The organism is Caulobacter sp. BE254, assembly GCF_031457295.1.
Lineage (GTDB): Bacteria > Pseudomonadota > Alphaproteobacteria > Caulobacterales > Caulobacteraceae > Caulobacter.
In genome coordinates, this window is sequence record NZ_JAVDWJ010000016.1 from 1 (window position 1) to 24,805 (window position 24,805).

Annotated in this window: 24 protein-coding genes; 13 read left to right on the forward strand and 11 right to left on the reverse strand. The window is 68.7% G+C overall.

The annotated features are described in order from the left end of the window. Window positions 1–149 precede the first annotated feature (149 nt). The 3 genes from J2X41_RS21650 (at window position 150) to def (ending at window position 2,330) form a co-directional block, all read left to right on the forward strand. Window positions 150–1,463 carry a DNA recombination protein RmuC gene (locus tag J2X41_RS21650; RefSeq protein WP_310085754.1) on the forward strand — a complete coding sequence of 438 codons (1,314 nt, stop codon included), beginning with the start codon at window positions 150–152 and terminating at the stop codon, window positions 1,461–1,463. Between the two features lie 9 nt (window positions 1,464–1,472). Next, entirely contained in the window at window positions 1,473–1,742 is a 270-nt protein-coding gene (locus J2X41_RS21655; RefSeq protein ID WP_028037348.1) for a hypothetical protein, read from the forward strand. A gap of 66 nt (window positions 1,743–1,808) precedes the next feature. Further along, on the forward strand, window positions 1,809–2,330 hold the full coding sequence (gene def, locus J2X41_RS21660; RefSeq protein WP_310085758.1) for a peptide deformylase: 522 nt from the start codon (window positions 1,809–1,811) through the stop codon (window positions 2,328–2,330). A gap of 94 nt (window positions 2,331–2,424) precedes the next feature. Here the strand turns inward: def and J2X41_RS21665 are convergent, their stop codons facing one another. Further along, window positions 2,425–2,784 carry a cell surface protein gene (locus J2X41_RS21665; protein WP_310085761.1) on the reverse strand — a complete coding sequence of 120 codons (360 nt, stop codon included), beginning with the start codon at window positions 2,782–2,784 and terminating at the stop codon, window positions 2,425–2,427. Window positions 2,785–2,908: 124 nt separating this feature from the next. On the opposite strand from J2X41_RS21665, the gene fmt reads away from it, so the two are divergent. Both fmt and truA read left to right on the forward strand, forming a co-directional pair. After that, a complete protein-coding gene (gene fmt / locus J2X41_RS21670; RefSeq protein WP_310085763.1) occupies window positions 2,909–3,835 on the forward strand; it encodes a methionyl-tRNA formyltransferase in 927 nt (308 codons plus the stop codon). Then, the gene (gene truA / locus J2X41_RS21675) at window positions 3,835–4,584 is read left to right on the forward strand and encodes a tRNA pseudouridine(38-40) synthase TruA (RefSeq protein ID WP_310085765.1); all 750 of its coding nucleotides are present in this window, start codon (window positions 3,835–3,837) and stop codon (window positions 4,582–4,584) included. The genes fmt and truA overlap by 1 nt, the downstream gene beginning before the upstream one ends. A gap of 148 nt (window positions 4,585–4,732) precedes the next feature. Here the strand turns inward: truA and J2X41_RS21680 are convergent, their stop codons facing one another. The 4 genes from J2X41_RS21680 to hisS form a co-directional block, all read right to left on the reverse strand. Then, window positions 4,733–5,122, reverse strand: coding sequence for a DUF3597 domain-containing protein (locus J2X41_RS21680; RefSeq protein ID WP_310085766.1), 390 nt, complete (start codon window positions 5,120–5,122; stop codon window positions 4,733–4,735). Window positions 5,123–5,703: 581 nt separating this feature from the next. Continuing rightward, a complete protein-coding gene (gene hisG, locus J2X41_RS21685; RefSeq protein ID WP_310085769.1) occupies window positions 5,704–6,657 on the reverse strand; it encodes an ATP phosphoribosyltransferase in 954 nt (317 codons plus the stop codon). After that, window positions 6,654–7,787, reverse strand: coding sequence for an ATP phosphoribosyltransferase regulatory subunit (locus tag J2X41_RS21690; RefSeq protein ID WP_310085773.1), 1,134 nt, complete (start codon window positions 7,785–7,787; stop codon window positions 6,654–6,656). Before J2X41_RS21690 ends, hisG begins: the two co-directional genes overlap by 4 nt. 4 nt (window positions 7,788–7,791) lie before the next feature. Further along, window positions 7,792–9,291 (reverse strand): histidine--tRNA ligase, encoded by a 1,500-nt coding sequence (gene hisS, locus J2X41_RS21695; protein WP_310085776.1) that lies wholly within the window; start codon window positions 9,289–9,291, stop codon window positions 7,792–7,794. A gap of 483 nt (window positions 9,292–9,774) precedes the next feature. Between hisS and J2X41_RS21700 the strand changes: the two genes are divergently transcribed. The 5 genes from J2X41_RS21700 (at window position 9,775) to J2X41_RS21720 (ending at window position 14,853) form a co-directional block, all read left to right on the forward strand. Beyond that, window positions 9,775–10,593 carry a TIGR04255 family protein gene (locus J2X41_RS21700; RefSeq protein ID WP_310085780.1) on the forward strand — a complete coding sequence of 273 codons (819 nt, stop codon included), beginning with the start codon at window positions 9,775–9,777 and terminating at the stop codon, window positions 10,591–10,593. After that, a complete protein-coding gene (locus J2X41_RS21705) occupies window positions 10,590–11,045 on the forward strand; it encodes a hypothetical protein (protein WP_310085783.1) in 456 nt (151 codons plus the stop codon). Before J2X41_RS21700 ends, J2X41_RS21705 begins: the two co-directional genes overlap by 4 nt. 1 nt (window position 11,046) lies before the next feature. Continuing rightward, on the forward strand, window positions 11,047–11,622 hold the full coding sequence (locus J2X41_RS21710) for a hypothetical protein (RefSeq protein ID WP_310085785.1): 576 nt from the start codon (window positions 11,047–11,049) through the stop codon (window positions 11,620–11,622). 788 nt (window positions 11,623–12,410) lie between these two features. After that, entirely contained in the window at window positions 12,411–12,614 is a 204-nt protein-coding gene (locus J2X41_RS21715; RefSeq protein ID WP_310085788.1) for a hypothetical protein, read from the forward strand. Window positions 12,615–12,768: 154 nt separating this feature from the next. Continuing rightward, window positions 12,769–14,853 carry a TonB-dependent receptor domain-containing protein gene (locus tag J2X41_RS21720; protein ID WP_310085791.1) on the forward strand — a complete coding sequence of 695 codons (2,085 nt, stop codon included), beginning with the start codon at window positions 12,769–12,771 and terminating at the stop codon, window positions 14,851–14,853. A gap of 121 nt (window positions 14,854–14,974) precedes the next feature. Here the strand turns inward: J2X41_RS21720 and pgi are convergent, their stop codons facing one another. Beyond that, window positions 14,975–16,594, reverse strand: coding sequence for a glucose-6-phosphate isomerase (gene pgi, locus J2X41_RS21725; RefSeq protein WP_310085794.1), 1,620 nt, complete (start codon window positions 16,592–16,594; stop codon window positions 14,975–14,977). Window positions 16,595–16,714: 120 nt separating this feature from the next. On the opposite strand from pgi, the gene J2X41_RS21730 reads away from it, so the two are divergent. Together J2X41_RS21730 and J2X41_RS21735 are read left to right on the forward strand one after the other, a co-directional pair. Beyond that, window positions 16,715–17,209, forward strand: a complete 495-nt coding sequence (locus J2X41_RS21730) for a hypothetical protein (protein ID WP_310085796.1) — start codon at window positions 16,715–16,717, stop codon at window positions 17,207–17,209. A gap of 112 nt (window positions 17,210–17,321) precedes the next feature. Continuing rightward, entirely contained in the window at window positions 17,322–18,059 is a 738-nt protein-coding gene (locus tag J2X41_RS21735; RefSeq protein WP_310085799.1) for a DUF1353 domain-containing protein, read from the forward strand. A 117-nt stretch (window positions 18,060–18,176) separates the two neighbouring features. Here J2X41_RS21735 and J2X41_RS21740 read toward each other — a convergent pair whose 3' ends face one another. Then, a complete protein-coding gene (locus tag J2X41_RS21740; RefSeq protein ID WP_310085803.1) occupies window positions 18,177–20,357 on the reverse strand; it encodes a thioredoxin family protein in 2,181 nt (726 codons plus the stop codon). Window positions 20,358–20,489: 132 nt separating this feature from the next. Here J2X41_RS21740 and J2X41_RS21745 point away from each other — a divergent pair, with 132 nt between their 5' ends. After that, window positions 20,490–20,882 (forward strand): acyl dehydratase, encoded by a 393-nt coding sequence (locus J2X41_RS21745; RefSeq protein WP_310085805.1) that lies wholly within the window; start codon window positions 20,490–20,492, stop codon window positions 20,880–20,882. A gap of 232 nt (window positions 20,883–21,114) precedes the next feature. On the opposite strand, the gene J2X41_RS21750 is transcribed toward J2X41_RS21745, so the two are convergent. The 4 genes from J2X41_RS21750 to J2X41_RS21765 form a co-directional block, all read right to left on the reverse strand. After that, window positions 21,115–21,909, reverse strand: coding sequence for a SapC family protein (locus J2X41_RS21750; RefSeq protein WP_310085808.1), 795 nt, complete (start codon window positions 21,907–21,909; stop codon window positions 21,115–21,117). A 321-nt stretch (window positions 21,910–22,230) separates the two neighbouring features. Further along, window positions 22,231–22,779, reverse strand: a complete 549-nt coding sequence (locus J2X41_RS21755; RefSeq protein ID WP_310085810.1) for a GNAT family N-acetyltransferase — start codon at window positions 22,777–22,779, stop codon at window positions 22,231–22,233. Next, entirely contained in the window at window positions 22,776–23,654 is an 879-nt protein-coding gene (aguB, locus tag J2X41_RS21760) for an N-carbamoylputrescine amidase (protein WP_310085812.1), read from the reverse strand. Before aguB ends, J2X41_RS21755 begins: the two co-directional genes overlap by 4 nt. Next, on the reverse strand, window positions 23,651–24,655 hold the full coding sequence (locus J2X41_RS21765) for an agmatine deiminase family protein (RefSeq protein WP_310085815.1): 1,005 nt from the start codon (window positions 24,653–24,655) through the stop codon (window positions 23,651–23,653). Before J2X41_RS21765 ends, aguB begins: the two co-directional genes overlap by 4 nt. Window positions 24,656–24,805 lie beyond the last annotated feature (150 nt).

The following is a 24,805-nucleotide window of genomic DNA, read 5'->3' on the forward strand; positions in this document are numbered from 1 at the left end:
CCCGACACCAAGTCCATCTCACGCAAAATGAAGATCGCCTGCTGGCGGCAAGCCTTCTTCTTCGAGCTCTTTGCTCATATGCGATAGCCCTGCCCACAGGGGGAGGAGCAATGCTTCCCCGATCCTCCGACTCCGGCTAAGAACGGAGCATGAACTTCGCAGATCCGTTCCTGATCCTCGCCTTCGTCCTGCTGCTGGTGGCCGTCGCCGCCGCGGCGGTCGCCGTCTGGGCCATGGGCCGGGCCGGCCGGGCCGAGGCCCGGGCCTGGGAGCTGAACGCCAGGCTGGTCCAGGCCGACGAGCGGGCCCGGCTGCTGGAGGACCAGGCCGCCACCCAGGGCGAGCTGATCCGCGCCCAGGCCGCCCAGCAGGCGACCATGACCGCCAACACCGTGGCCGAGGCGCTGATCAAGCGCACCGAGGAGAACTTCAAGAGCCGCGAACTGCTGAGCCAGCAGCGCCTGGAGGCCCAGCTCAAGCCCGTGGCCGAGACCCTGGCCAAGTTCGAGGCCCAGGTCACCGCCGTCGAGAAGGCCCGCGCCGAGGAGACCGGCGGCCTCAAGGCCCAGATCGCCGCCCTGATGGAGGCCTCGACCGCCACCCAGTTCGAGGCCCGCAAGCTGTCGGCCGCCCTGCGGCGTGGGGCGGGGGTCCAGGGCCGCTGGGGCGAGCAGACTCTCCGTAACGTTCTCGAGGCCGCCGGCCTCAACACCCGCTTCGACTTCGAGGAGCAGTTCAGCGTCGACAGCGACGAGGGCCGCCGGCGGCCCGACGTCAAGGTCAAGATGCCGGGCGGCGGGGTCTTCGTGATCGACGCCAAGTGCTCGCTCAACGCCTTCCTCGAGGCCCAGGAGGCCACCGAGGATCACCTGAAGGAAAGCGCCCTGGCCCGCCACGCCGCCAGCGTCCGCGCCCACATGCAGGGGCTGTCCGCCAAGGCCTACTGGGACCAGTTCGCCAGCGAGGGCTCGCCGGACTTCGTGGCCATGTTCGTGCCCGGCGACGGCTTCCTGGCCGCGGCCCTGGACCGCCTGCCCGACCTGATGACCGAGGCCATGGATCGCCGGGTGCTGCTGGTCACCCCCACCACCCTGTTCGCCCTCTGCAAAGCTGTTGCCTATGGCTGGCGGGCCGAGGACCAGGCCAAGAACGCCGCCGCCATCGTCGCCGTGGGCCGCGAGCTTTACAAGCGCATCGCGGTGATGGGGGCCCATGCCGGTTCGGTGGGCAAGGCGCTGGAGGCGGCGGTCGGCCGCTACAACCAGTTCGTCGGCTCGCTGGAAAGCCAGGTCCTGACCCAGGCCCGCCGCTTCGAGGACCTGTCGGTCGACCACGAGGGCAAGGAGATCGGCGAGCTGACGCCGGTGGAGAACGCCGTGCGGCCGCTGGTCAAGCTGGCGGCGAGCGAGGCGCTGGAGTCGTCGGATGATCCTGCGATTGCGCGGCTTAAGGCTGCGCCTTAGGACAGTTGAATGATCGCCATGCTCATTCCGCCAATTGCGCTTGCAATGGTTTTTCTCTGGTTCCTTGTTTCGCAGGGCAGGGTGGTGTTCGAGGCTTGGCGCAAGGGTGTCATCGCAGGAGACTCCCTCGTGAAGGGCATGGTCCAGCGCGCTGTCGACCCGGCCGAGTTCAACAGGCTGCTGGCGGACAAGATCAGGCGAATGGCTTCGGTCGTCGTGGTGGCCATGGTCATGGGGTTTTTGATATGGCCGGTTCTCCGTTCCGCAATGTCGCACTGAAGCTCGCCCGCCGCGTCCCTCCGTCGCCTTGACCCCGGACGGCGCTGCGCTTACCTGAGCGATATCATGGCCATCCGTCGCATCCTCACCGTCGATAACCCCGCCGACCTGGCGATCCTCAAGCAGGTCTCCAAGGACGTGCCCGCCGTCACGGACGAGCTGCGCGCCCTGATGGACGACATGCTGGAGACCATGTACGACGCCCCCGGCATCGGCTTGGCGGCCGTGCAGGTCGGCGAACTGGTCAATGTCATCGTCATGGACCTGGCCCGCGAGGGCGAGGAGCCGGCCCCCCGCCACTTCGTCAATCCGAAGATCACCTGGGAGTCCGAGGAGCTGTTCTCGTACGAGGAAGGCTGCCTGTCGGTGCCCGAGGTCTATGACGCGGTCGAGCGTCCCGCTCGCGTCAAGATCAGCTATCTGAACTACCAGGGCGAGGCGGTCGAGGAAGAGGCGGAGGAGCTGTTCGCGGTCTGCATCCAGCACGAGATGGACCACCTGAAGGGCGTGCTGTTCATCGACCACCTGTCGCGCCTCAAGCGCGACCGGGCGATCAGCAAGGTCAAGAAGGCGCGGCGGGCGGCTTAAGGCGGCGCGAACGTAGGGGACACACACTCACCCCACGTTCGAGGATGCAAGGTCACGAGCCTTGCCGTGAGTGTGTGTCCCCAATCCTGCCGTCCTACCGCGTCGCCTCGTGGACTTCCTTCTTGGCGTTCGAGCCGGCCTTCTTGGCGTCGGCGTTGATGTCGGCCGCGGCTTCCTTGGTTTCCTGGCCGGCCTTGGCGCCGACTTCCTGGGCCTTGTCGACCGCTTGGCCGGCCGCGACCTTGGCGTCGGCGGCGGCTTCCTCGGTGCTTTCCTTCAGGGCCGTGCCGGCTTGCTTGACGTCGGGATCGTTCTTGATGTCGGTCGCCGCCTGCTTGATCTCGGAACCGGCCGCCTTGGCGCCTTCCTTGATCTGGGTGGCGTGCTCGTCGGAGCAGGCGGCCAGCGACAGGGCGGCCAGGCCGGCGACGGCGAACAGGGTGATGGAGCGCATGACGATTCCTCCTGGAAAGGGTCGCCCATAGAACGGCGCTCTACGGTCGAGGTTCCGACTCTGTGGCTCCGCCTTCCTGAGACCCCACCTTCCTAAGAACGGCCGGGCCGTCTAAACGTCCGCCATGCGCCTCGCCTTCCTCGGAACCCCCGATTTCTCTGTCGCCTGCCTGGCCGAACTGGTCGCCGCCGGCCACGAGATCGCCTGCGTCTATTCCCAGCCGCCCGCCCCGCGCGGCCGGGGCCAGGACCTCAAGCCCTCGCCGGTCCACGCCTTCGCCGAAAGCCTGGGCCTGCCCGTGCGCACGCCGGCCTCGATGAAGACCGCCGAGGAGATCGAGGCCTTCCGCGCCCTGGACCTGGACGCCGCCGTGGTCGTGGCCTTCGGCCAGATCCTGGTGCGCGAGGTGCTGGAGGCCCCGCGCCTGGGCTGTTTCAACCTGCACGCCAGCCTGCTGCCGCGCTGGCGGGGCGCCGCGCCGATCCAGCGGGCGATCATGGCCGGCGACCCGGTGACTGGCGTCCAGGTGATGCGGATGAGCGAGGGCCTGGACGAAGGCCCGGTGCTGATGGGCGAGACGGTGCGGATCGACGCCCTGGACACCGCCGGAACCCTGCACGACAAGCTGGCCGCGGTCGGCGCGCGGATGCTGCCCGTCGCCCTGGGGGCCATCGAGCGCGGCGCGGCCCGGGAAACGCCGCAGAGCGAGGACGGCGTCACCTACGCCAGGAAGATCAAGGCCGCCGAGGCCCGCATCGACTGGACCCGGCCGGCCGCCGAGGTCGACCGCCACATCCGCGGCCTGTCGCCGTTCCCAGGCGCGTGGTTCGAGGCGCCGAGCGACAAGGGCCCGGTGCGCGTCAAGGCCCTGCTGTCGCGGGTCGCGGATGGCGAGGGCGCGCCTGGAACGACGCTCGATGACAACCTGCTGATCGCCTGCGGAGACGGCGCCGTGCGCCTGCTCAAGGCTCAACGCGAGGGCAAGGGCGCCCAGGACGCCGAGGTCTTCGTGCGCGGCTTCCCGCTGGCGGCCGGGACGGTCCTGGCCTGATGCCCCGCTACCGCCTGACGATCGAATATGACGGCCGACCCTATAACGGCTTCCAGGCCCAGGCCGCGCAGCCGTCGGTGCAAGGGGCGATCGAGGCGGCGGTCAAGGCCTTCACCGGCCAGCAGATTCGCATCGCGGCGGCCGGCCGCACCGACACCGGCGTCCACGCCACCGCCCAGGTGGTGCAGGTCGACCTCGAGCGCGACTGGCCGGCCCAGACGGTGATGAACGCCCTGAACGCCCACCTGGTGCGCGAGGCGGTCAGCGTGCTGGACTGCGCCGTCGCGCCGGAGGGCTGGCACGCCCGGTTCTCGGCCAAGGAACGGCGCTACCTCTACCGCATCCTCAACCGCCCCGCCCCGCCGGCCCTGGACCAGGGCAAGGTCTGGCACGTGAAGAAGGCCATGGACGCGGCGGCCATGCACGCGGCCGCCCAGGCCCTGGTGGGCCTGCACGACTTCACCACCTTCCGCGACATGGCCTGCCAGTCGAAGTCGCCGGTCAAGACGCTGGACGTGGCGCGGGTGTCGCGGGTCGGCGACGAGGTCCACCTGGTGTTCGAGGCCCGCTCGTTCCTGCACCGCCAGGTGCGGTCGATGACCGGCACCCTGGCCGAGGTCGGGGTCGGTCGCTGGACCGCCGACGACGTGCGCTCGGCCCTGGAAGCGCGGGACCGCACGGCCTGCGGGCCGGTGGCGCCGGCCGACGGGCTGTACCTGACGGGCGTGGGGTATGAGGGGGAGGGTTAGGGCCTCCCCGAGACCTATTTCGATGTTGTCATCCCGGAAAGCGCGCAGCGCTTGTCCGGGATCCAGGTGAACCGCAAGGCGTCAGCCCAGTCCCCTGGGTCCCGGACAGCCTCTGCGAGGCTTCCGGGATGACAGCCGTTTTGAGTCGCTAGTCCACCAACTCCGCCGGCACCTTGCCGCCGTTCTCGGACAGCTTCTTGATCACCTGCTTGTGCAGCCAGATGTTCATCGTCGCGCTGTCGCCCTTGTCGCCGGTGTAGCCCAGCTCGTCGGCCAGTTCCTTGCGCTCGGAGAGGCTGCTCTCCATGCCGACCAGCTTCATCAGATCGACGATCGAATGGCGCCAGTCCAGCTTCTGCGGATTGCTGGCCGCCAGGTCGTCGAGGACGCCGGTGACGTCGATGACCTGCGGCGGCGGCGGCGTGGCCGGAGCGGCGGCGGGCGACGGGGTCGGAGCCGCCGCGGGCGGCGGGGCGGCCGGCGCGGCCTTGGGCTTGTGGTTGAAGATCTTGCCCATGATGTTGCTGAAGATACCCACGTCGCGCTCCTCTTGCTCCGGCGCGAGATTCCGGCCGGCTCGGACCCTAACGCCAGGTCAAGCTTCCAGGTTGCATGAAGGTTTCGATACAGCGAATGATTTACGGCGCCGAGCGGTTGGCCAGCCGGCCGGACCTGGCGGCGCGGCATCGCATCGTCGACCTTCGGATCCGGAGCGGCTTACCTGCCGCCTCATCCGGACTGGCCGCGACGGCGGATCCGAGACCGCCGAAAACGGCGCTCCGACGGAAATCGTCGTTTTTATCGATTCTGTCAAAAGATTGAGCCGAACCCGGAAAACACCAAACCCGTCGCGGGGGATAATCGCGACGGGTCCAGCTATTTCTCGATCATTCGATCTAGGTGGGCGTTTCCTCCCCGAAACGCCGAAGGAAGGGAGCTCTCTTTGGGCCCGTTTCTTCCTTGCAAGGGTTAGAAACGGCAAATCCGAGATGGTGTCAACGGCAACGATCGTGAATCCGTCGAGCCCGGCGTTATTTTTGACACAAAACCGTTAGATTGGACCGGCGGGTCAAACTTATCGCCGATCTCTCAGCATATTTTTGACAAGTCAGTCAAAACTTACGAGATCAGCCTCTGGCGAAGCTTGTCCAGCACCGCCGACCGCGACTCGAACACATAGTCCGGGCGCGAGACGGTGACCGGCTCGACTCCGGCGGCGCCCAGGGCGGCGGCGGCCTCGAACAGGTCGGCCGTGGCCAGCAGGGCGCCATTGGCCCGCCGCGCGCCCTGGCCGACGAACGGGGCCACGGCCGCCTGGCCCGCGGCGTCCTGCTCGGCCGGCCAGACCAGGGTGGCCAGCCGGGCCGCCCGGCCCTTGGCCTCGACCACGGACAAAAGCCGCGCCAGCGACTCGACCTGGCCGTCCGTCCACGGCGTGATCAGCGAGGCGGTCAGCTGGGCCTGGCTCTTGAGGATCACCCCGTCGGACAGGATCTTCAAGCCATTGGCCGCCAGGGTCGCGCCGGTGGTGGTGATATCGACCACCAGCTCGGCCGCCCCCGCCGCCGGCGCCCCCTCGGTGGCCCCGCTGCTCTCGACGATCCGGTAGTCGGCCACCCCGTGCCGGGCGAAGAAGGCCCGGGTCTGGGTGACGTACTTGGTGGCCACGCGCAGGCGCCGGCCGGTCTTGGCCAGATGGGCGTGCCCGACATCGTCGACATCGGCCATGGTGTCGACGTCCAGCCAGCTCTTGGGGGCGGTGACCACCAGGTCGGCGCGGCCAAAGCCCAGGGCCCGCAGCAGCATGACCCGCGCGTCCATGTCCTCGCCGCGCTCGCGCAGCAGGTCCTCGCCCGTGACGCCCAGGTGCAGCTCGCCGCTGTCCAGGCCCGCGGCGATGTCGCCGGCCGACAGCAGCCGCACCGACACCCCCGGCAGGCCCGACAGCTCGGCCGAATAGCCGCGCGCGCCGCCCGACATCTCCAGCTTGAAGCCGCACTCGGCCAGCCAGGCCTCGACCTGGTCCTTCAGCCGGCCCTTGGACGGGATGGCGAAGATCATCGGGGCGCTCATTCGCCGCCTCCCGCATAGGCTCGCGCCGGGCGCACCATGCAGCCCACGGCGCCGGTCTTGGTCTCCGCGCCCAACCGGGCGGGCAGGCCGTCATAGCGCCCGCCCGCCGCCACCGGCCGCTCCTCGTCCAGGGCGGCGCTGCGCACCTCGAACAGGAAGCCGTCATAATAGCCGAAGGCCCGGCCGAAGGCGGCGACCAACGTCATGCGGTCCTCCGGCGCGCCGCGCGCGACCAGGCCGGCCAGCCGCCGCCGCCAACCGTCCAGGGCCGCGTCCAGGGCGCCTCGCTGGGGACCGCCCAGGGCCGAGATGGCGTCCAGGGCCGCGCCCGGACGGTCGCTGACCGCCAGGAAGGCCCGCACCGCCTCGGCCTCGCCGGCCGACAGCTTGCCGGCCTGAACCGCCTGGGCCCGCTCGACCAGGCGGTGGGCGATCTCGGCCGGACGCCGGCCGCCGACCGGCTCGATGCCGGCCAGGGACCACAGCTCCTGCAGCACCGCCGAGGCCTCGGCCTCCGGCAGGCCGGCCAGCAGGGCGGCGATGCGGCTTTTCTCTTCGCCCAGCGCCTCGCCGCCGCCGCCCTCCAGCTCGATCTTCAGCTGGCGCGGCCGGGCGAAGGCCCGCTTCAGCCGCGCGCCCAGCGGCGGGGTCAGGCCCAGGCTGTCGACGAAGGCCCCGAACAGGCTGACATCGCCCAGCAGCAGGGTCAGGTCGTCGCGACCGCCCGCCGCCGAGGCCGCCCAGGCCAGGGCGGCGATCTCGGCGTCGGCGGCCACCGGGTCGCCGGCCTCGAAGGCCTCGACCCCGACCTGCAGGAACTCCTCGGCCCTGTCGCTGCCGCGCGGCGCCACCCGGAAGGCCTTGCCTTCATAGAAGTAGCGGCCTTGCCCCGCCGCGCCGGACAGGTGCTGGCGGGCGATGGCGACGGTGAAGTCGGGGCGCAGGCAGGCCTCCTCGCCCGCGTCGCCCGAGACCACGAACAGTCGCGAGCGCATGGCCTCGCCGGCCAGGTCCAGCAGCAGGCCCAGGGGCTGCAGCACCGGCGCGTCGGTCGGCGTGGCGCCGGCCGCCAGGAACGGGGCGCGGATGGCGTCGAGCGCCGCCGCCGGAATGGAACGCTCGAGCCTCATGCCCCTAACCCCCGATGATCTTGCGGACCGCCGCGACCAGCTCGCCGCGCGGGATCGTCTGCTGGCCCGGCCGCTCGGCCTTCCAGGCGGCGTTGTCGGCCACCCCGGCGGCCAGCTCGCGGCCCAGGTCCAGGTCCTTGATCGTCACGGTCCCCGCCGCGATCTCGTCGCCGCCCAGCATGATGGCGGCCGGCGACAGGCGGCGATCGGCGTATTTCATCTGCGGCCGCATGCCCGAGGTCCCGAGATACACCTCGGCCGGAATGCCCGCCGCGCGCAGCTCGCCGGCCACGGCGAAATAGTCGCCCATGTGGGCCTGGTCGAAATTGATGATCACCACCGGCCCCCGCGCCGCGCCGCCCGGCTCGCGCCCCGCCGCCCGCAGGGCCGCCGCCAGGCGCGAGACGCCGAACGAGAAGCCCGTGGCCGGGGTCGGCTGGCCGGTGAACCGCGCCACCAGATCGTCATAGCGCCCGCCGCCGCCGATCGAGCCGAACGACACCTTGGCGCCCTTGTCATCCGTGGTCGACAGCAGGAGCTCGGCCTCGAACACCGCGCCCGTATAATATTCCAGCCCCCGGACGATCGACGGCTCAAACAGCGCCTGGTCGTCGGCCACGCCCAGGCTCTTGAGGGCCGCGTCGATCTTGGCCAGCTCGTCCAGCCCCTCGTCGCCCTCGGCCGAGCCGCCGATGACATTGGCGATCTTGGCGAGCGTTTCCGAACGCCCCCCCGAGCCCGCCTGGACGAAGTCCAGCACCGAGTCGATCGCCTTGCCGACCAGGCCCGCACCCTTGGTGAAGGCGCCGCTCTCGTCCAGGCGCCCCTCGCCCAGCAGCAGCCGCACGCCCTCGACGCCCAGCCGGTCCAGCTTGTCGACCGCCCGCAGCACGCCCAGCTTCTGGCCCTGGGTCTCGACCCCGGCCGCGGTCAGCAGGCCGTTCAGCAGCTTGCGATTGTTGATCTTCAGCACCGCCGCCCCGCGCGGCAGGCCCGCCGCCTCCAGCCCGGCGACGGCCATGGCGATGATCTCGGCGTCGGCCTCCGGACGGGCCGAGCCGACGGTGTCGGCGTCGCACTGGATGAACTCGCGGAACCTTCCTGGCCCCGGCTTCTCGTTGCGCCACACCGGCCCGAAGGCGTAGCGGCGGAACGGCTTGGGCAGGGTCTCCCAGTTCTGGGCGGCGAAGCGGGCCAGGGGCGCGGTCAGGTCGTAGCGCAGCGCCATCCACTGGTCGTCGTCGTCCTGCAGGGCGAACACCCCCTCGTTGGGACGGTCGCTGTCGGGCAGGAACTTGCCAAGCGCGTCGGCATATTCGAACGCCCCGGTGTCCAGCGCCTCGAAGCCGTAGCGCTCATAGACCGCCGACACCGCCTCCAGGATCGCCCGCTCGGCCCGCAGGTCGCGGGCCCGCTTGTCGGCGAAGCCGCGCGGGCTCCGGGCCTCGGGACGGAAGGTCTGCTGGCTCGGCGTGTCTTCAGGAGTTTTTGGCTGGTCGGTCATGCGCGCGTCGGGTCCTGGTCGTAGGTCTCGACGGATGGCGCTTGTACGAAGCCCCATCCGCCTTGGGCGGGGCTGCGGCTGGGGTTCGCCTAGAGCGAACGGACCCGGCCGATCCCGCGAGGCGAGGTCGGATGGTGGTGGCGGCCGTGATGATGCGGCAGGCGGGTCATTGGGGCGGGGGTATAGAGGATGAGCGGGGACGGGGGAAGGGGTCGGAATGGACGAGCCATGTTCTGACTCTCTCTGACCTTGGGAATGTCGCTGGTCGGCACCTCGGCTAGGCTAGACCGCAGCTGCATCAACCTGGCTCAGACCCGATGCATCACGCTCATCACATCCGTCTCCAAGGCTTAAAACCTAACATCGGCGTTCACTGAAACGAGGGAGCATCAAACGCACAGTGCGACGGATTCAATCCCTCTGCTTGTGGTTCTCTCTTCTGTACGGCATCAGTTGGAGGTTGAGAGTGGCGGGCGAACAAGAATGAGCGAAAATCAAATCGACGACGCACCAGTTATGGAAATGGCTATCTCGGTTTCCACGGCGGGGGGTGACTTGATCGATGCATACGATGTTCGTGGGACGCACGATCATTTTCGAACGCGGTTCCCGAATGCCAGCCGTGCGCCTTCTTTCCAAGGTATCGAGCCGTTTCCTGAACCAGGCTCAATGGTCGCTCCGCAACAGGCACAATTCCTACCCTTCACTGGGACTGAACCAAATCGCTGGTGGTTCGAATCAGAGGGGCACTCGCACCTACTTCAGGTTCAAGAGAATTTCGTCGCTCGCAACTGGCGGCGGATCAATTTGCCACCAGATGCCCCAGCAGAGAAGTATCCAGGATATGAAGCCTTAAAAGCTGATTTCACAGAAAGTATAACCATTCTCCGCGATCAAGCGGAGAGAGATAATCGGGCATTTCCAACACCTTCTGCATGCGAACTTCTCTACGATAATATGATATACATTGGTGATGAGAATAGCCAGATTCGCATAAAGGACGTATTACCAATATTCCAATTCAGTGATGGATATAGGAGATACGGGATTAATACCTCATGGGTCCAGGTAGATCCTACATGGACCGGTGAAAACTCCCTTCAAATTCAGACAAATATTAGCGGCCTTGGTGCCCAAGTGGCGGGACAGATTCGTTCATTTCTGCGCGTTATGTTTGTCGCCCGCACCGCAATTGACACCTGGGACGCGGTACCCGATGCCTTCGATACCGCCCATGTGGCTGTAACAAAACTGCTCCCGTCATTGACCGGCGGGCAGGTAAGGGCCAACTGGTCACAATGAGCCTCGTGCATGCAACAGGGAGCACCCAGACTCCCGGATACCGTCCGGCTTTGCGCTTCGCGCCGATGCGCGAGGCGCCGACCACTGGATCGCCGCCGGCCGACCTTTTCAAATTGATGGAATCGAGGAGCGCAGCCCTTCGCGAATTGGCAAGCTTTGCGGCCCTGCGTGAAAACTGGGATGGCAACGGTGCGGCCTGCCCGATTCATGAGTCTCTGCAATCTGCGGCAAGTTTCCTAGAGCTCTTGTCGAAGGCGCGGGATTGGCAACCGAGCCTGCACGCCGATGGGCGAGCGGTTCTCGAACTCGACGAGCCTTCGGCCTATGTCGAAATTGTATTTGGCCCGAAACGCCAGATTTCAGTCTACGTCCAAAGGATCGGCGAGCCAGGTCGAGCAAGGCTGGCTGAATTCAACGGCAGAGCTCTGCCGTATCTAATCTCCACGATCTAAAATGCCGCTCGCTTGCGCTGACTTGCTCGAAGCCAATACCGGCGCGCTGCGTGCAGATGGTATCGATTCGCAGCGCCCGCAGTGTCGCTGCGAAGAATTTGTTCGGACAGCACTCGGGGCCGTCGATCCAAACGAACTTCTGCTGCGATTTATCGTGGCCCCCCAACACTTTAACGAGAAAAAGCAGCAGGTCCGACACCAAGCCCTTTCGCACGCTGAATCAGTGGGAATGTCCACCTTCAGAGACGCGCACACGACTGACGAGCAGATCGTGAACATGGCGACCATCGTCATCGAAAACGCCAAGCGATCGAATGTGAAAGCGGCTTTTAAAGGTGTTCTTACGTTCCGCGCAGCGAGACCAAAGGTTGAGCGTCCAGATGAGGGATGCGCCGTCTATTGCATTTACGACAGCCCACATCACGGGGTTGATGGACACGCCGAGATATTCCAGCGCGTCCACGGCGCAAGCGAAGATCTTAAACAGATGCGAAGAATGTGGCTATTTGAGACGATTGATGCAGATCTCATAGCACCCGAGCAATTTCGTGGCGGCATACTTTCTCACTTGGTGTAAATTATTGATATATAACACGTACGCCAATATTAACCTTTAGATCGTTTCCATAAATTGAATAAACAGCAACCGACGAGAGTCGCTGTGTTTAGGAGCGGACTAAGGGGCTTCAACCGGCGCAGCAGCCCCTCCATCCCCATTTCACCACGGGGACAACCCCACCTCACCTCCAACAAATTCAACGCCCTACGCCCGATCACGCCGGGCGTAGGGCCAATTTGATCCCTCACCTCCGAAACGCCCGCATAATCACTCTCGCCCCACCACCGGGGAGGCCGTCCAGCTGGCGACCTGGCGGGTGGCGGGGGCGGTCGAGCGGGGAGCGTCCGCCGGCCGGCGTCGGAGGGCCCTTCGGGTCGGTCGGCGGAGCGTGGAGGTCCTGGATGGGGCCTCGGGCGGTCCGGACCGGGCGATGGGAACATCCCCTCGGGGCCGAACGGCGAAACGCACCAGGCGCGGGCTGAAATCGCCCGCGCGGTCCGGACGGGGTACGTCGCCCCTCCGCCCGCCGGGGGCCTCCATCGGAGCGGGTTAAAAATCCGCGATCCGAAGGCTCTCGTCCACCGGCCGCGCGGAGCGCTCCGGCCCAGGCCGAAACGGTACACTCCAAATCCTACACCGGGCATGGCCCGGACGCTCCGCCGCCTCCCCAACCCTCAGCGGGTTTCCGCGTGAGATCGAGAAACCGTGCTCGCCAGCCACTTGCCCCCACCTGACCGCTTCGCGGTCTGTCCGCCCCCATGGGGGGCGGAGCCGCGTGGTCTTCCTCTTTGGACGGAGAGCCTTCCATGGCCAGACATCGCCCCCAGACCCCGGCCGATCCGGCCGCCAGGATCGACATCGACGCCGCCCTGCGCGCGGCCCACGCGGAACTGGAACGCCGCAAGGCCTATAAGCACCTGATCCACCTGGAGGGGCGGATCGCGGAGTTCCCGCCCGTGCCCGACGATCCGCCCTATGTCGAGATCTTCCCAGATCTCGCCAAGTCTTAAGACGCCTTCACCAGTGTTATCCACAGGCCGCGCCAGTCCAGCAACATGAACCCCGCGTAATCTGTCTTCGAAGTAATCCACCTTTCCGGCTTGTAACTTGAGATGACGGCCCCGGGTCGGCAGGTATCGCCTCACATCTGAGGGGATGACATCCATGACCAAGACCCTGCTGCTGGCGACCACCGCCGCCGCCCTGATCCTGACCGCCGCGGCGGGCGCCGCCCAGGCCAGCGAGACCGCCGAGGCCGCGCCGCAGGCCGCCCAGGCGCCGGTCCCCACCGGTCCGACCAGCCAGGCGCCGCTGGACGACGCGACGCAGAAGGGCGTGCTGGTCTTCACCCCCGACTTCTTCGCCGCCCAGCGGCCCAACACCGCCCTGGACATGGTCGACCGGGTGCCCGGCTTCACGGTCGACGACGGCACGGGGGCGCGCGGCTTCGAGGGGGCGGTCGGCAACATCCTGATCAACAACAACCGCCCGGCCTCGAAGAACGACGCCGGCTCGGACGTGCTGGAGCGCACCCCCGCCAGCCAGGTCGACCGCATCGAGCTGATCCGCGGCGGCGCCCCGGGCATCGACATGCAGGGCTATTCGGTGGTGGTGAACGTCATCCTGAAGACGGCCGCCAGCCGCCAGTCGATCCTGACCTGGAACAACGTGCTGTTCGACGGCGGCCACGACGTCTGGGGCGGCAGCTACCAGTTCACCGCCAAGAGCGGCGAGCGCAGCTGGAGCGTGCTGCTCAGCGACGGCGTCTCGACCAGCGACTCCAACGGCGTGGGCCGCAACATCCGCCGCGACGCGGCCGGGGCGGTGCTGCGCGACGAGGCCTTCATCAACGACGGCTGGGGCGGCAGCGACACGGCCCGGGTCAACTATTCGGGCCCGCTGGCCGGCGGCAAGGTCGAGGCCACGGCCGAGTACGGGGTCCACGACTGGAAGGAATGGCAGAGGATCAGCTCGCCCGGCGTGCTGCGGGCCAGCGACTACGCCGAGGACACCAGGTCGGGCGAGCTGGGCGTCACCTGGATCCGGCCGCTGAAGCCGAAATGGACGCTGGAGACCCGGGTCATCCACCAGTTCGAGCGCTTCGACGACGTGGCCACCGGCAGCGACAGCGAGGAAGGCCTGGACCAGCGCTTCACGGCCAAGGGCGACTCTTCGGAATCGATCGTCCGCGCCCTGGTCCGCCACGAGGCCGGCGCGGCCCTGACCATCGAGGCCGGCGGCGAGCTGGCCTACAACATGCTCGACACCCAGCAGGCCTATGTGGAGAACGGCGCGCCGGTCGCCCTGCCCTCGGCTTCGGTCAAGGTGGAGGAGCTGCGCGGCGAGGCCTTCACCAAGGCCACCTGGCGGGTGAACCCGCGGCTGACCCTGGAGGGCGGGCTGCGGCTGGAGACCTCGACGATCAAGCAGTCGGGCGACGCCTCGAACAAGGAGAGCTTCTTCTACGCCAAGCCGCGCTTCCAGGCGACCTGGACGCCCAAGGCCAACCATCAGGTGCGGGTCCGCTTCGAGCGCGAGCTGGGCCAGCTGGACTTCGACGACTTCGTGGCCTCGTCCGACTTCGACGACGGCAACGTGCACGGCGGCAATGTCGACCTGCGGCCCGAGCAGCGCTGGATCTCGGAGATCACCTTCGAGCGCCGGTTCTGGGGCGAGGGCATCGTCTCGGTCGGCTATCGCCACGACAAGATCATCGGCGTGATCGACCGCCTGCCCCTGCCCGGCGGCCTGTCGGCGACCGGCAACATCGGCGACGGCACGCTGGACCGGCTCTCGATGAACATCGTGGTCCCCACCGACAAGTGGGGGATCAAGGGCGGCCGCGTCACCTTCAAGAACGACTGGAACGAGACCCACGTCACCGATCCGACCACCCACCGCGACCGTCCGATCTCGGAGGTGCGCCCGACCCAGGCCAATATCGGCTTCCAGCAGGACATCGCCGCCTGGAAGACCCAGTGGGGGATCAACTGGCTGCCGAAGCTGGGCCGCGAGACCTTCGACCCCGACCAGACCGGCGGCTGGCGCGGCGCGGCCTATTTCGAGACCTTCGTCGAGTACAAGCCGACCCCGACCCTGTCGCTGCGCGCCCAGCTGAACATGTGGGACGACTTCGTCGTCCGCCGCACGGTCTATGCCGACCGCGACACCCGGGCGGTGGCGTTCAGCGAGGACCGCGACATCAACCCGCGCTCGTTCTGGACGCTGCGGCTGCGCAAGACGTTCTGAGGTGCGTGGCCCTCGTCCTTCGACAGGCTCAGGATGAGGGCCATGGCATGGGCCCCGGCAGTAGAAAACCTCATCCTGAGCTTGTCGAAGGACGGGGTTTTCTCTGCAGAGTCGGCAGCCGCTACACCTTCAGCCGCTCGATCAGCGCCGCGGTCGACGGATCATGCTGGCCCGCCGCGCCGCTTTCCAGCTCCGGCAGGATGCGGCCGGCCATCACCTTGCCCAGCTCCACGCCCCACTGGTCGAAGCTGTTGATGCCCCAGATCACGCCCTCGACGAAGGTCTTGTGCTCGTAGAGGGCGATCAGGGCGCCGAACGCCTGGGGCGTCAGGCGCTCCATCAGCACCAGGGTCGAGGGGCGGTTGCCGGCGAAGGTGCGCTGCGGGGCCAGGGTGGCGATCTCGGCTTCGGAGACGCCCTTGGCCTGAAGCTCCGCGACGACGTCTTCGGTGGTGCGGCCCACCATGAAGGCCTCGGCCTGGGCCAGCAGGTTGGACAGCAGCTTCTCGTGCATGCCGGCCGGGCCCTCGTCGGACTTGGCCACGCCGATCAGCTCCATCGGGGTGATGTCGGTTCCCTGGTGCATGCACTGGAAATAGGCGTGCTGGACGTTGGTGCCCTCGTCGCCGAACACCACCGTGGCCGTGCCGCGCTTGACCGGCTGGCCGTCGGGACCGACCGACTTGCCGTTGCTCTCCATCTCCAGCTGCTGGAGGAACGAGGCCAGGCGGCGCAGGCGGTGCGAATAGGGCACGACCGAGCGGGCGCGGCGGTCCAGGCCGTTGCGGTTGAAGATCTGGGCCAGGGCGATCAGCACCGGGGCGTTGGCCTCGAGAGAGGCCGTGCGGAAGTGCTCGTCCATGGCCGCAGCGCCGTCCAGGAAGCCCTGGAAGGCGTCCCAGCCGCAGGCCACGGCCACCGACAGGCTGACCGACGACCACAGCGAATAGCGCCCGCCGACCCAGTCCCAGAAGCCGAACACCCGCTCATTGGCCACCCCGAAGGCGGCGGTCTTGTCCAGGGCGGTGGAGATGGCGGCCAGGTGGGCGTTGGCGCCCGCCTCGCCCAGGGCGGCGGCCAGCCAGGCGCGGGCCGCGCCGGCGTTGGCCAGGGTCTCCTGGGTGGTGAAGGTCTTGGAGACGACGATGACCAGGGTCTGTTCCGGGTCCATGTCGGCCGTGGTCAGGGCGAACTCGGCGCCGTCGACATTGGCCACGAAGCGCAGGTCGATCTGCGGCTTCACCGGCCGCAGGGCGTCCCACAGCAGGCGGGGACCCAGGTCGCTGCCGCCGATGCCGATATGCAGGATGGCCTTGAACGGCTTGCCCGTGGCGCCCCTGATCTCGCCCGACCGAACGGCCTCGGCGAAGGCCTTCATCCGGGCGCGGACGGCCTCGACCTCGGCCATGACCGGCGCGCTGCCGGCCTTGACGTCGGCGCTGGCCGGAGCGCGCAGGGCGGTGTGCAGGACGGCTCGACCTTCCGACGAATTGATCGCCTCGCCGCCGAACATCCGGGCCCGGGCGCCTTCGACGTCGGCCGCGTGGGCCAGGTCCAGCGCGGCCTCGAGGCCGGCCTCGTCCCAGGCCTGCTTGGACAGGTCGATGTGCAGGCCGGCGACGTCCAGCGTCAGGGTCTCCAGCCGCCGGGGCTCGGCGTCGAAGAACTCGACGATGCGCTTTTCGCCGGCGGCCTTGGCGGCGGCTTCCAGGCGGGTCCAGGCGGCGTCGAGATCGGCCATGCGGCGTTCCTTCATGCGAGAGGTCACGGTTTTGGTAAATCGGCGTTTACCCGCGCGGGCTTACCAAACCCCTGCCGCCGCGTCATGAAGACCAATGACGTTTTTCGCGGGGAGAGCTCCATGTCCTGTGACGCCGTCGCCTTTTCCGCCATGCTCTGGTTCGCCTCGGGCAGCCCGGGCCTCCAGGCCGTCGACCCGGCCCCGGCCGTGATCCAGCCGGGACAGGCCCCGGCCTCGGTGGCGGGCGAGCCGCTGTTCCTCGACATCGTCGGCCGCGCCAAGCGGCTGAAGGCCCAGACCGAGGCCTACCGCACCGGCCTGCCCAAGGACCCGGCCGCCGTCGCCGCGGCCCTGAAGGGCTTCGACGTCTTCCAGGGCCAGATCGCCGAACTGGCCGCCCAGGACATGAAGGGTCACGTGACCCTGAAGGAGCGCGGGGCCGTCGACGACCTCAAATGCATCCTGCGTGGCATCAGCCAGGACCTGCCCGAGAAGCTGAAGGCCGTCGGCGAGGCCAAGACCGTCAAGGACCAGGACCTGGCCCTGCGCGACATGGTCTATCTGCTGAACGACAATGTCGAAGTGATCACCGCCCCGCCGCAACCGGCGGCGTAAGGCCCTGTTTTCGAGGCTCGCCTGGGGCCCCGCCGCACCTTCGCCATCGAGGCTTGATAAGGCGCAGCTCGCCGTCCAGAAGTCGCCTCCTCCCGAGCCCTGTCCGCCGATCATGCCGTCCAAGTTCAAGTCCGCCGCCGTCCTCGCCGCCAGTCTGGTCCTGGCCGCGTGCGCCACCGAGACCAAGACCACGGTCTTCGTGCCGGTGGTCGCCCCCACCCCGCCCAGCTCGCTGACGCCGCAGCCGGTGATGCTGTTCAACCAGACCAAGGACGGCCGCAAGCTGTTCACCCTGGACGCCGAGTTCCCCTATTGCGACGTCGAGACCGGCAAGCTGATCGTGGTGCCGCGCTGGTACGTCACCGACTTCGCTAGCGTGCCCTGGTATGGCCAGGGCTTCGTCGACCCGCAGGGGCCGACCGCGCGGGCCGCCATCGTCCACGACTGGCTCTACACGATCGGCGAGCCGGGCAAGCGCGAGGAGGCCGACGCCATCTTCCTGCGGGCGATGCTGAAATACGGCGTGCCGCCGTTCCAGGCCAACATCGCCTACAAGGCCGTACGGATCGGCGGCGAGAAGGGCTACGGCCTGCCCACCGACTGGCGGTTCACCGACCCCAAGCGCCAGGACATCTTCCAGCCCGCGCCGTTCGCCAAGCCCCGGACCGGCGCGGTGCGGATCCTGCCCCGCTGCCAGGGCTTCGGCGCCCTGATCCAGTCCGGCTGGCGGGCCTATCCGATCAAGGCCCCGGTGATCACGGCCCCGCCGCCGGTGGTGGTCACCCGCACCCCGCTGGACCAGGTGCGCGAGCGGCTGCCGTTCGGCGGCAAGGGCGATAAGAAGAAGTAGGGGGAAAGTCCCCCTCAGTCGCTTCGCGACAGCTCCCCCAGAGGGGGAGCATCGGGACGCCGCTAGATCCTCCCCCTCTGGGGGAGGTGGCCCGGAGGGCCGGAGGGGGTCTCGCCCCTACCCCTTCGCCGCCGTCTCCACCGCCTCGATCACCAGGCCCTCGGTCAGCAGCTGGGGCAGGATCACCGGCTCGCCGGCGCCCTTCGGATAGACCAGGTACAGCGGCACGCCGGCGCGACCGTGCTCGGCCAGGGCGGCGGCGATGGTCGCGTCGCGCCTGGTCCAGTCGGCGCGCAGCAGCACGGCGTCCGAGGCCTTGAAGGCGTCGACCAGGCGCTGGCCCTTCAGGGCGGTTCCCTCGTTGACCTTGCAGGTCACGCACCAGTCGGCGGTGAAGTCGACCATCACCACCTTGCCTTGAGCCTGCAGCGCCTTGACCTTCTCGGGGCTCCACGGCTCGGACGCCAGACCCGGGCCGGCGGCGGCCTCGGCCGAAGCGGCGGCGGGCGCCGAGGCGGCGGGGGCGGCGCGGACGCCGGCGACGACCAGGGCCAGGGCGGCGACCAGCGACAGGGCCGCCAGGACGAACGGGACGGCCGCGCCCTTGCCTTCGATCCGGCGAGCCTGGGCCAGGCCGTAGAGCCAGGCGGCGAAGGCGACCAGCACGCTGGCGGCCAGCAGGGCGGCCAGCGGGATCGACCCGGTCTGCTGGCTGTAGACCCAGGCCAGCCAGGCGGCGGTGGCGTACATCGGGAAGGCCAGGCCCTTCTTCAGCACGTCCATCCACGGACCGGGGCGCGGCAGGCGGGCCAGCAGGCCGGGGATGAAGGCCAGCAGCACGAACGGCGCGGCGAAGCCCAGGGCCAGGCCGAGGAACACCAGCAGTGAGGCCAGCGGCGGCTGGGTCAGGGCGAAGCCCAGGGCGCCGGCCATGAACGGCGCCGTGCAGGGCGCGGCCACGACCACGGCCAGGGCGCCGGTCAGGAAGGAGCCCCCGAGGCCCGACCCGCTCGCGTCCGACGCCACGCCCTGCACCGAGGCGCCGACCTCGAACACGCCCGACATGTTCAGCGCCACCAGCAGCATCAGCAGGGCCAGGCCCGCCACCACCGCCGGCGACTGTAGCTGGAAGCCCCAGCCCACGGCGGCTCCGCCGGCCCGCACGGCGATCAGCAGGCCGGCCAGGACCAGGAAGGTGACGACCACCCCGGCCAGGAAGGCCAGGCCCTGGACGCGGGTCCGGCCGGCGTCATGGGCGTGGGCGGTCAGGCTGGCGGCCTTCATCGACAGGATCGGGAAGACGCAGGGCATCAGGTTGAGGATCAGCCCGCCCAGGAAGGCGAAGGCCACGGCCAGGGGCAAGCCCAGGCTCGCGCCTTCGGCCGATCCGTGCGCCTTGGCCGGCGCGGCGGGCGGCGCGCCCAGGCCGCCGGCGCCGGCGGGGATCGCGCCCGGCGTGGCGGTGATCTCGTAGGCCGCGCCGTTCAGGGCCAGCACCCCGGCCAGTTCCGTGGGCTTGGCCTCGGCCTGGGTGAAATCGTACCCGGGGGTCAGCGACAGGGTCAGGCCCTCGGGGCCGCGCTCGATGGCCTGCTCGGGCGGATGCTCGATGACCTTGCCGGAATAGGGATAGAAGAACGCTCCGGACAGATCGGCGCCCTTCAGCGGCGCGCCGGTCACGGCCAGTTTCAGCACCGAGCCCTGGAGTTCGAACACCGCCTTCAGCCCGGCCGGCTTGGGGGCCTTGGCCAGGGTCTCGGCGACCTTGGTCCCCCACTTGGGGTCAGCGCCCGGTACGCCGGCCACCACGGGCAGGGTCAGGGTGACGACGGCGTCCTCGGGCACGCAGACCTGCTCGCAGACCAGGAAGGCGGCGGCCGCCCTCAGGGTGACCACCGACCCGACCTGGGCGTCGGCCGGCACGCTGATCGGCACCGGCAGCAGCACCTCGCCGGTATAGGCGAAGTCCAGCAGCGGCCCGACCCGGCTCTTCTCCGGGGTCGGCCAGACGATGTCGCCGGCGGTCCAGCCGGCCGGCAGGGTCCAGACGATGCGGGTGGCGTCGCCGGCGTCGCCCGGATTGCGCCAATAGGTGTGCCAGCCCGGCTGGATCTTCTGGCGCAGGGCCACATAGACCGTCGAGCCCGGCGCGACGCCGGCTTCCTGCGAGACCAGTTCGACCTCGATGTGCCCGGTCTGCACCGGATCGGCCTTGGCCGTTCCGCCCAGGCCCATCGCGCCGGCGCACAGGAGGATCACCAGGGCCGGCAGGACGGCGAACAATCTGCGGAGCGGCATGGACAGGTTCCGAACGCGACCAGGAAGAACAACGGCGAGGCCAAGACACATGGCTTGTCCAAGCGCTCTCGACAATGGCCAAGCCGTCGTGATCAGGTCCAGGACCCGCGTTCGTAGCAGAGTCGCCCAGCCATGCCCGCTTCCTTCGACGACATAGAGATCGGCCAGGTAGTCACGCTGGGGACCACGGTCGTCGACGGCAAGGCGCTGGACGCCTTCTGCGCGGCCTTCCAGCCGGGCTGGCCGGCGACCAGCGGCGCCCCCGACACCATGGTCTTCGCCATCTGGTCGAAGCTGGACGCCGAGGCCAGCGCCGCCTGGCCGCAGACCAAGCGGGTCGGAGTCGACGCCCTGCGCTGGCTGCGCAACCCGCCGGCCGGCGAGCTGCTGCGCGGCCGCATGACGGTGATGGGCAAGGACCCGGTCGGCGACGGCAAGGGCATCGTCATCGCCCAGCACGACCTGCTGGACGAGGCGGGGCGCCTGGTCTTCTCGTGCCTGACGCGGAGCATCTTCGCGCGGTAATCAGGGACCTTCTCCCAGAGGGAGAAGGAGGGGCCCGCGACGAAGTCGTGGGAGGATGAGGGGTTTCGCGCCCAACCGGCGTGCCGGCACGCCGTCGACCGTCCCTAACCCCTCTCCCTCCCAACCGCTGCGCGGTCGGGCCCCTCCCTCTCCCTCTGGGAGAGGGTTCAAATAGAAGAGGCGGCGGGCTCTTTCGAACCCGCCGCCTCTTCGACGCCGTGAAGCGTAAAGCCTAGTTCAGCGCGCCGTTGGCGACCTGTTGCTGCTGGCGCAGGGTGGCCAGGGCGATCAGGCGGTCCCAGCCGATCAGCGACACCAGGTGCGCATAGATCTGGGCCAGGGCGCCGCTGGTCTGCAGCTCCTTGATCTTCTCGGCCGGCAGGGCGTTCAGCTTCTCTTCCGAGACGCCGAAATATTCGGCCACCGTCTGCGGCTCGCCCGGCTGGCCGTTCTGGTCCATCGGGGTGAAGATCGCCTTCTTCAGTTCGAACAGGTCGTTGTCCTTCAGCAGCTGCACGAACGAGTCGGTGCGGCGGCGCTCGACTTCGAAGTCGTCGCAGAACTTGATGCAGTTTTGGGTGTATTCGGTCGGCTCGCCCTTGTCGTCGAACAGCGGGGTCTGGCCGCCCTCGGCCAGCAGGTCCGAGCCGCGGTCGATGCAGACGATCAGCCGGTCCTGGCTGTCGTCATTGGCCAGGACGAACGGATAGCGGCGGATATAGGCGGGGATGTAGGCGCCCGCCTCGAAGGCGCCGTCGGCCTGGATGAACAGGTTCTCGCCGGTGTTGAGGCCCATGACGGCCAGCGGCACGCGGTCCTCGCCGGCGAAGATCACCGGATAGCTGAGGGCGGCCGGGGCGAATTCGGTCACGGCCAGCGGCACGGCGGTGCCGCTCAGGGCGAAGCTGTACGGCTTGTCCTTGTGGACCAGGGCGAGCTTGGCGTGCTGCTCGCGGTTCAGCGGCTCCGGCGAGGAGTAGAAGAGGACGTTGCCGGAGATGCCGCCGGCGGGTTGGGTCGTTTCCATGAACAGCTCGACAAAAGGCTAATGAACGGACGCCTATTGCGCTCAGGCGGCCTTTAAAGGTCTGGCGCTTCTAGCCGATCCCGAGGGGCCTCGCAATCGACCCCTCCGCCGTGCGGTTCAGTGACGCTTCGGTTTCGCCCGTGGCGGGAGAACCGGCGCGAGAGGGCGCCGTTGGCGACCCTTCCACCAACCCGTTGTCATTGCCCTGCCGGCTGACGCTTGCTCCCTACGGACCGCTTCGCGGTCGTCTTCCCCCACAGGGGGAAGAGCCTCGCCGCAAAGGCTCCGCCCCCCTTTGGGGGCGGACAGACCGCGAAGCGGTCAGGTGGGGGCAAGTGGGTGAGCTCTCGGCCGCCCCACGAACACCACGTGCGGCCGCAGCGGATCCCCCTCCGCCACGCCGGGATGGTCGAAGTCCCGCGCCGGGTCGGGCGTCATGCCCAGACGCCGCATCACCGCCTGCGAGGCCAGGTTGGTGCGGGCGGTGAAGGCGACGATCTCGTCGATGCTCAGGTCAAAGCCGTAGTCCAGGGCCGCGCGGGCCGCCTCGGTGGCGTAGCCCTGGCCCCAGGCCTCGGGAACGAACCGCCAGCCGATCTCGACCTGGCCGGCCAGCGGATTGGGTTCGGGTACGTGCCAGATGCCGGTCAGGCCGATCACCTGCTTGTCGGCCTTGCGCTCCACCGCCCAGAAGCCGAAGCCGTGATCGGCGATATGGGCCAGGACGCGGTCGACGAAGGCGTCGCTCTCGGCCCGGCCGCGCGTCCCGCCCAGCCAGGCGCCGACCCTGGGATCGGCGTTGAGGGCGGCGATCGCGGCGCGGTCGGCATCGACCGGCGCGCGCAGGACCAGCCGGTCGGTGTGGATCACGCCGGCCGGCCGCTGGCCAGGGCGGTATAGAGATCCGGCCGCCGGTCGCGGAAGAAGCCCCAGGCCGCGCGGTGGGTCTGCAGGAAGTCCAGGTCGAAGGTCGCCGCGACGAGGCCCTCGTCGGCCCGGCCCAGTTCGCTGACCAGGTCGCCGCGATGGTCGGCGACGAAGGACGAGCCGTAGAAGGTCTGGCCGCCGTTCGGATAGCCGTCCCAGGGCTCGAAGCCGATGCGGTTGGCGCCGACCACCGGGATCACGTTGCTGACCGCGTGGCCCTGCATGGCCCGCCGCCACGGCAGGGCGGTGTCGAGGCTGGGGTCATGCGGCTCGCTGCCGATCGCGGTGGGGTAGAACAGGCATTCGGCCCCCATCAGCGCCATGGCGCGGGCCGCCTCGGGGTACCACTGGTCCCAGCAGATGCCGACGCCCAGCCGACCGAACCGGGTGTCCCAGACCTTGAAGCCCGTGTCGCCCGGCCGGAAGTAGTACTTTTCCATGTAGCCGGGGCCGTCGGGGATGTGGCTCTTGCGATAGAGGCCTAGCAGGCTCCCATCGGCGTCGGCCATCACCAGGCTGTTGAAATAGTGCGGGCCTTCCTTCTCGAAGATCGAGATCGGGATGACCACGCCCAGCTCGCCGGCCAGGGGGGCGATGGCCTTGACTACCGGGTGCTCGCGCCACGGATGGGCTTCGGCGAACCAGCGCTCTTCCTGGGCCACGCAGAAATAGGGCCCCTGGAACAGCTCGGACGGCAGGATCACCTGGGCGCCGTTGGCGGCGGCCTCGCGGATGAAATGTTCGGTCTTCTCGATGTTGGCCTGCAGGTCCATACCGTACGAGGTCTGGATGGCCGCGACGCTGAGGGTGCGGGTCATTCGCCGGGCTCCTGTTGGCTGATGCAGTGGAATGAGCCGCCGCCGGTCAGGATGGCGGTGGAGGACAGGCCGATCACCTCGCGCTCGGGGAACAGGCCGCTGATCACCTCGACGGCGAAGGCGCCCGACTCCTCGGCGTAGATCGGCACGATCACCGCCTCGTTGGCGATCAGGAAGTTCATGTGCGAGGCCGGGATGATCTCGCCGTCCTCGTCCAGGATGCGGCCCGGCGAGGGGATGCGCACCACCTGCAGGGGCGAGCCGCGGCTGTCGGTCATCGCGGCCAGGGCGCGGGCGGTTTCGGCATAGACCTCGGCGTTGGGGTCGTCGGTCCCGAAGGCCATCGGACAGGCCACCACGCCCGGCGCGACGAAGCGGGCCAGGTTGTCGACATGGCCGTCGGTATGGTCGTTCAGCAGGCCGTCGCCCAGCCACAGCACCTTCCTGGCGCCCAGCGCCGCGGCCAGGGCGGCGGCGGCCTTGGCCTCGTCCCAGTCGCCGTTGCGGTTGGCGTTCAGCAGGCACTGGCGGGTGGTCAGGATCGTGCCCTGGCCGTCATGGTCCAGCGCCCCGCCCTCCAGGATGAAGGCGTTGCGGGTGAGGGGCGCGCCGGACGCGGCGGCGATCTGTTCGGCGACGATGTCGTCGCCCTCCAGCTGGTACTTGCCGCCCCAGCCGTTGAACTTGAAGCCGGCCGCCACCGCGCCGCCAGCCGTCTCGGTGAAGATCGGCCCGGTGTCGCGCAGCCAGATGTCGCCGAACTGGCCGCGGACGATCTCGACCGCGGTGTCGCCCAGGCGGGCGCGGGCGGCGGCCTCGGCCTCGTCGCCGACCACCATCAGCCGCACGCGCTCGCCGCCGGGCCCGGCCAGGGCGCGGGCCAGGGCGGCCACCTCGTCCTGGGCCTGGTCGAGATCTTCCTGCCAGAGCTCGGCGTGGCTGGGGAAACCCACCCACATGGCGCGGTGCGGAGCCCACTCGGCGGGGACGGTCGGGGTCATGGCGGAAACCTGGATCGAAACGGGAGGCGCAAATGGGCCGGGACGGCCCCGGGGTCAAGCCGCCCTTCTAGAGCATTTTCAAGCGAAGTGGATTCCGGTTCGCGTGAAGGAAATGCGTCAAAGCCAAAAGCAAACGGGTGCGACAAAAGA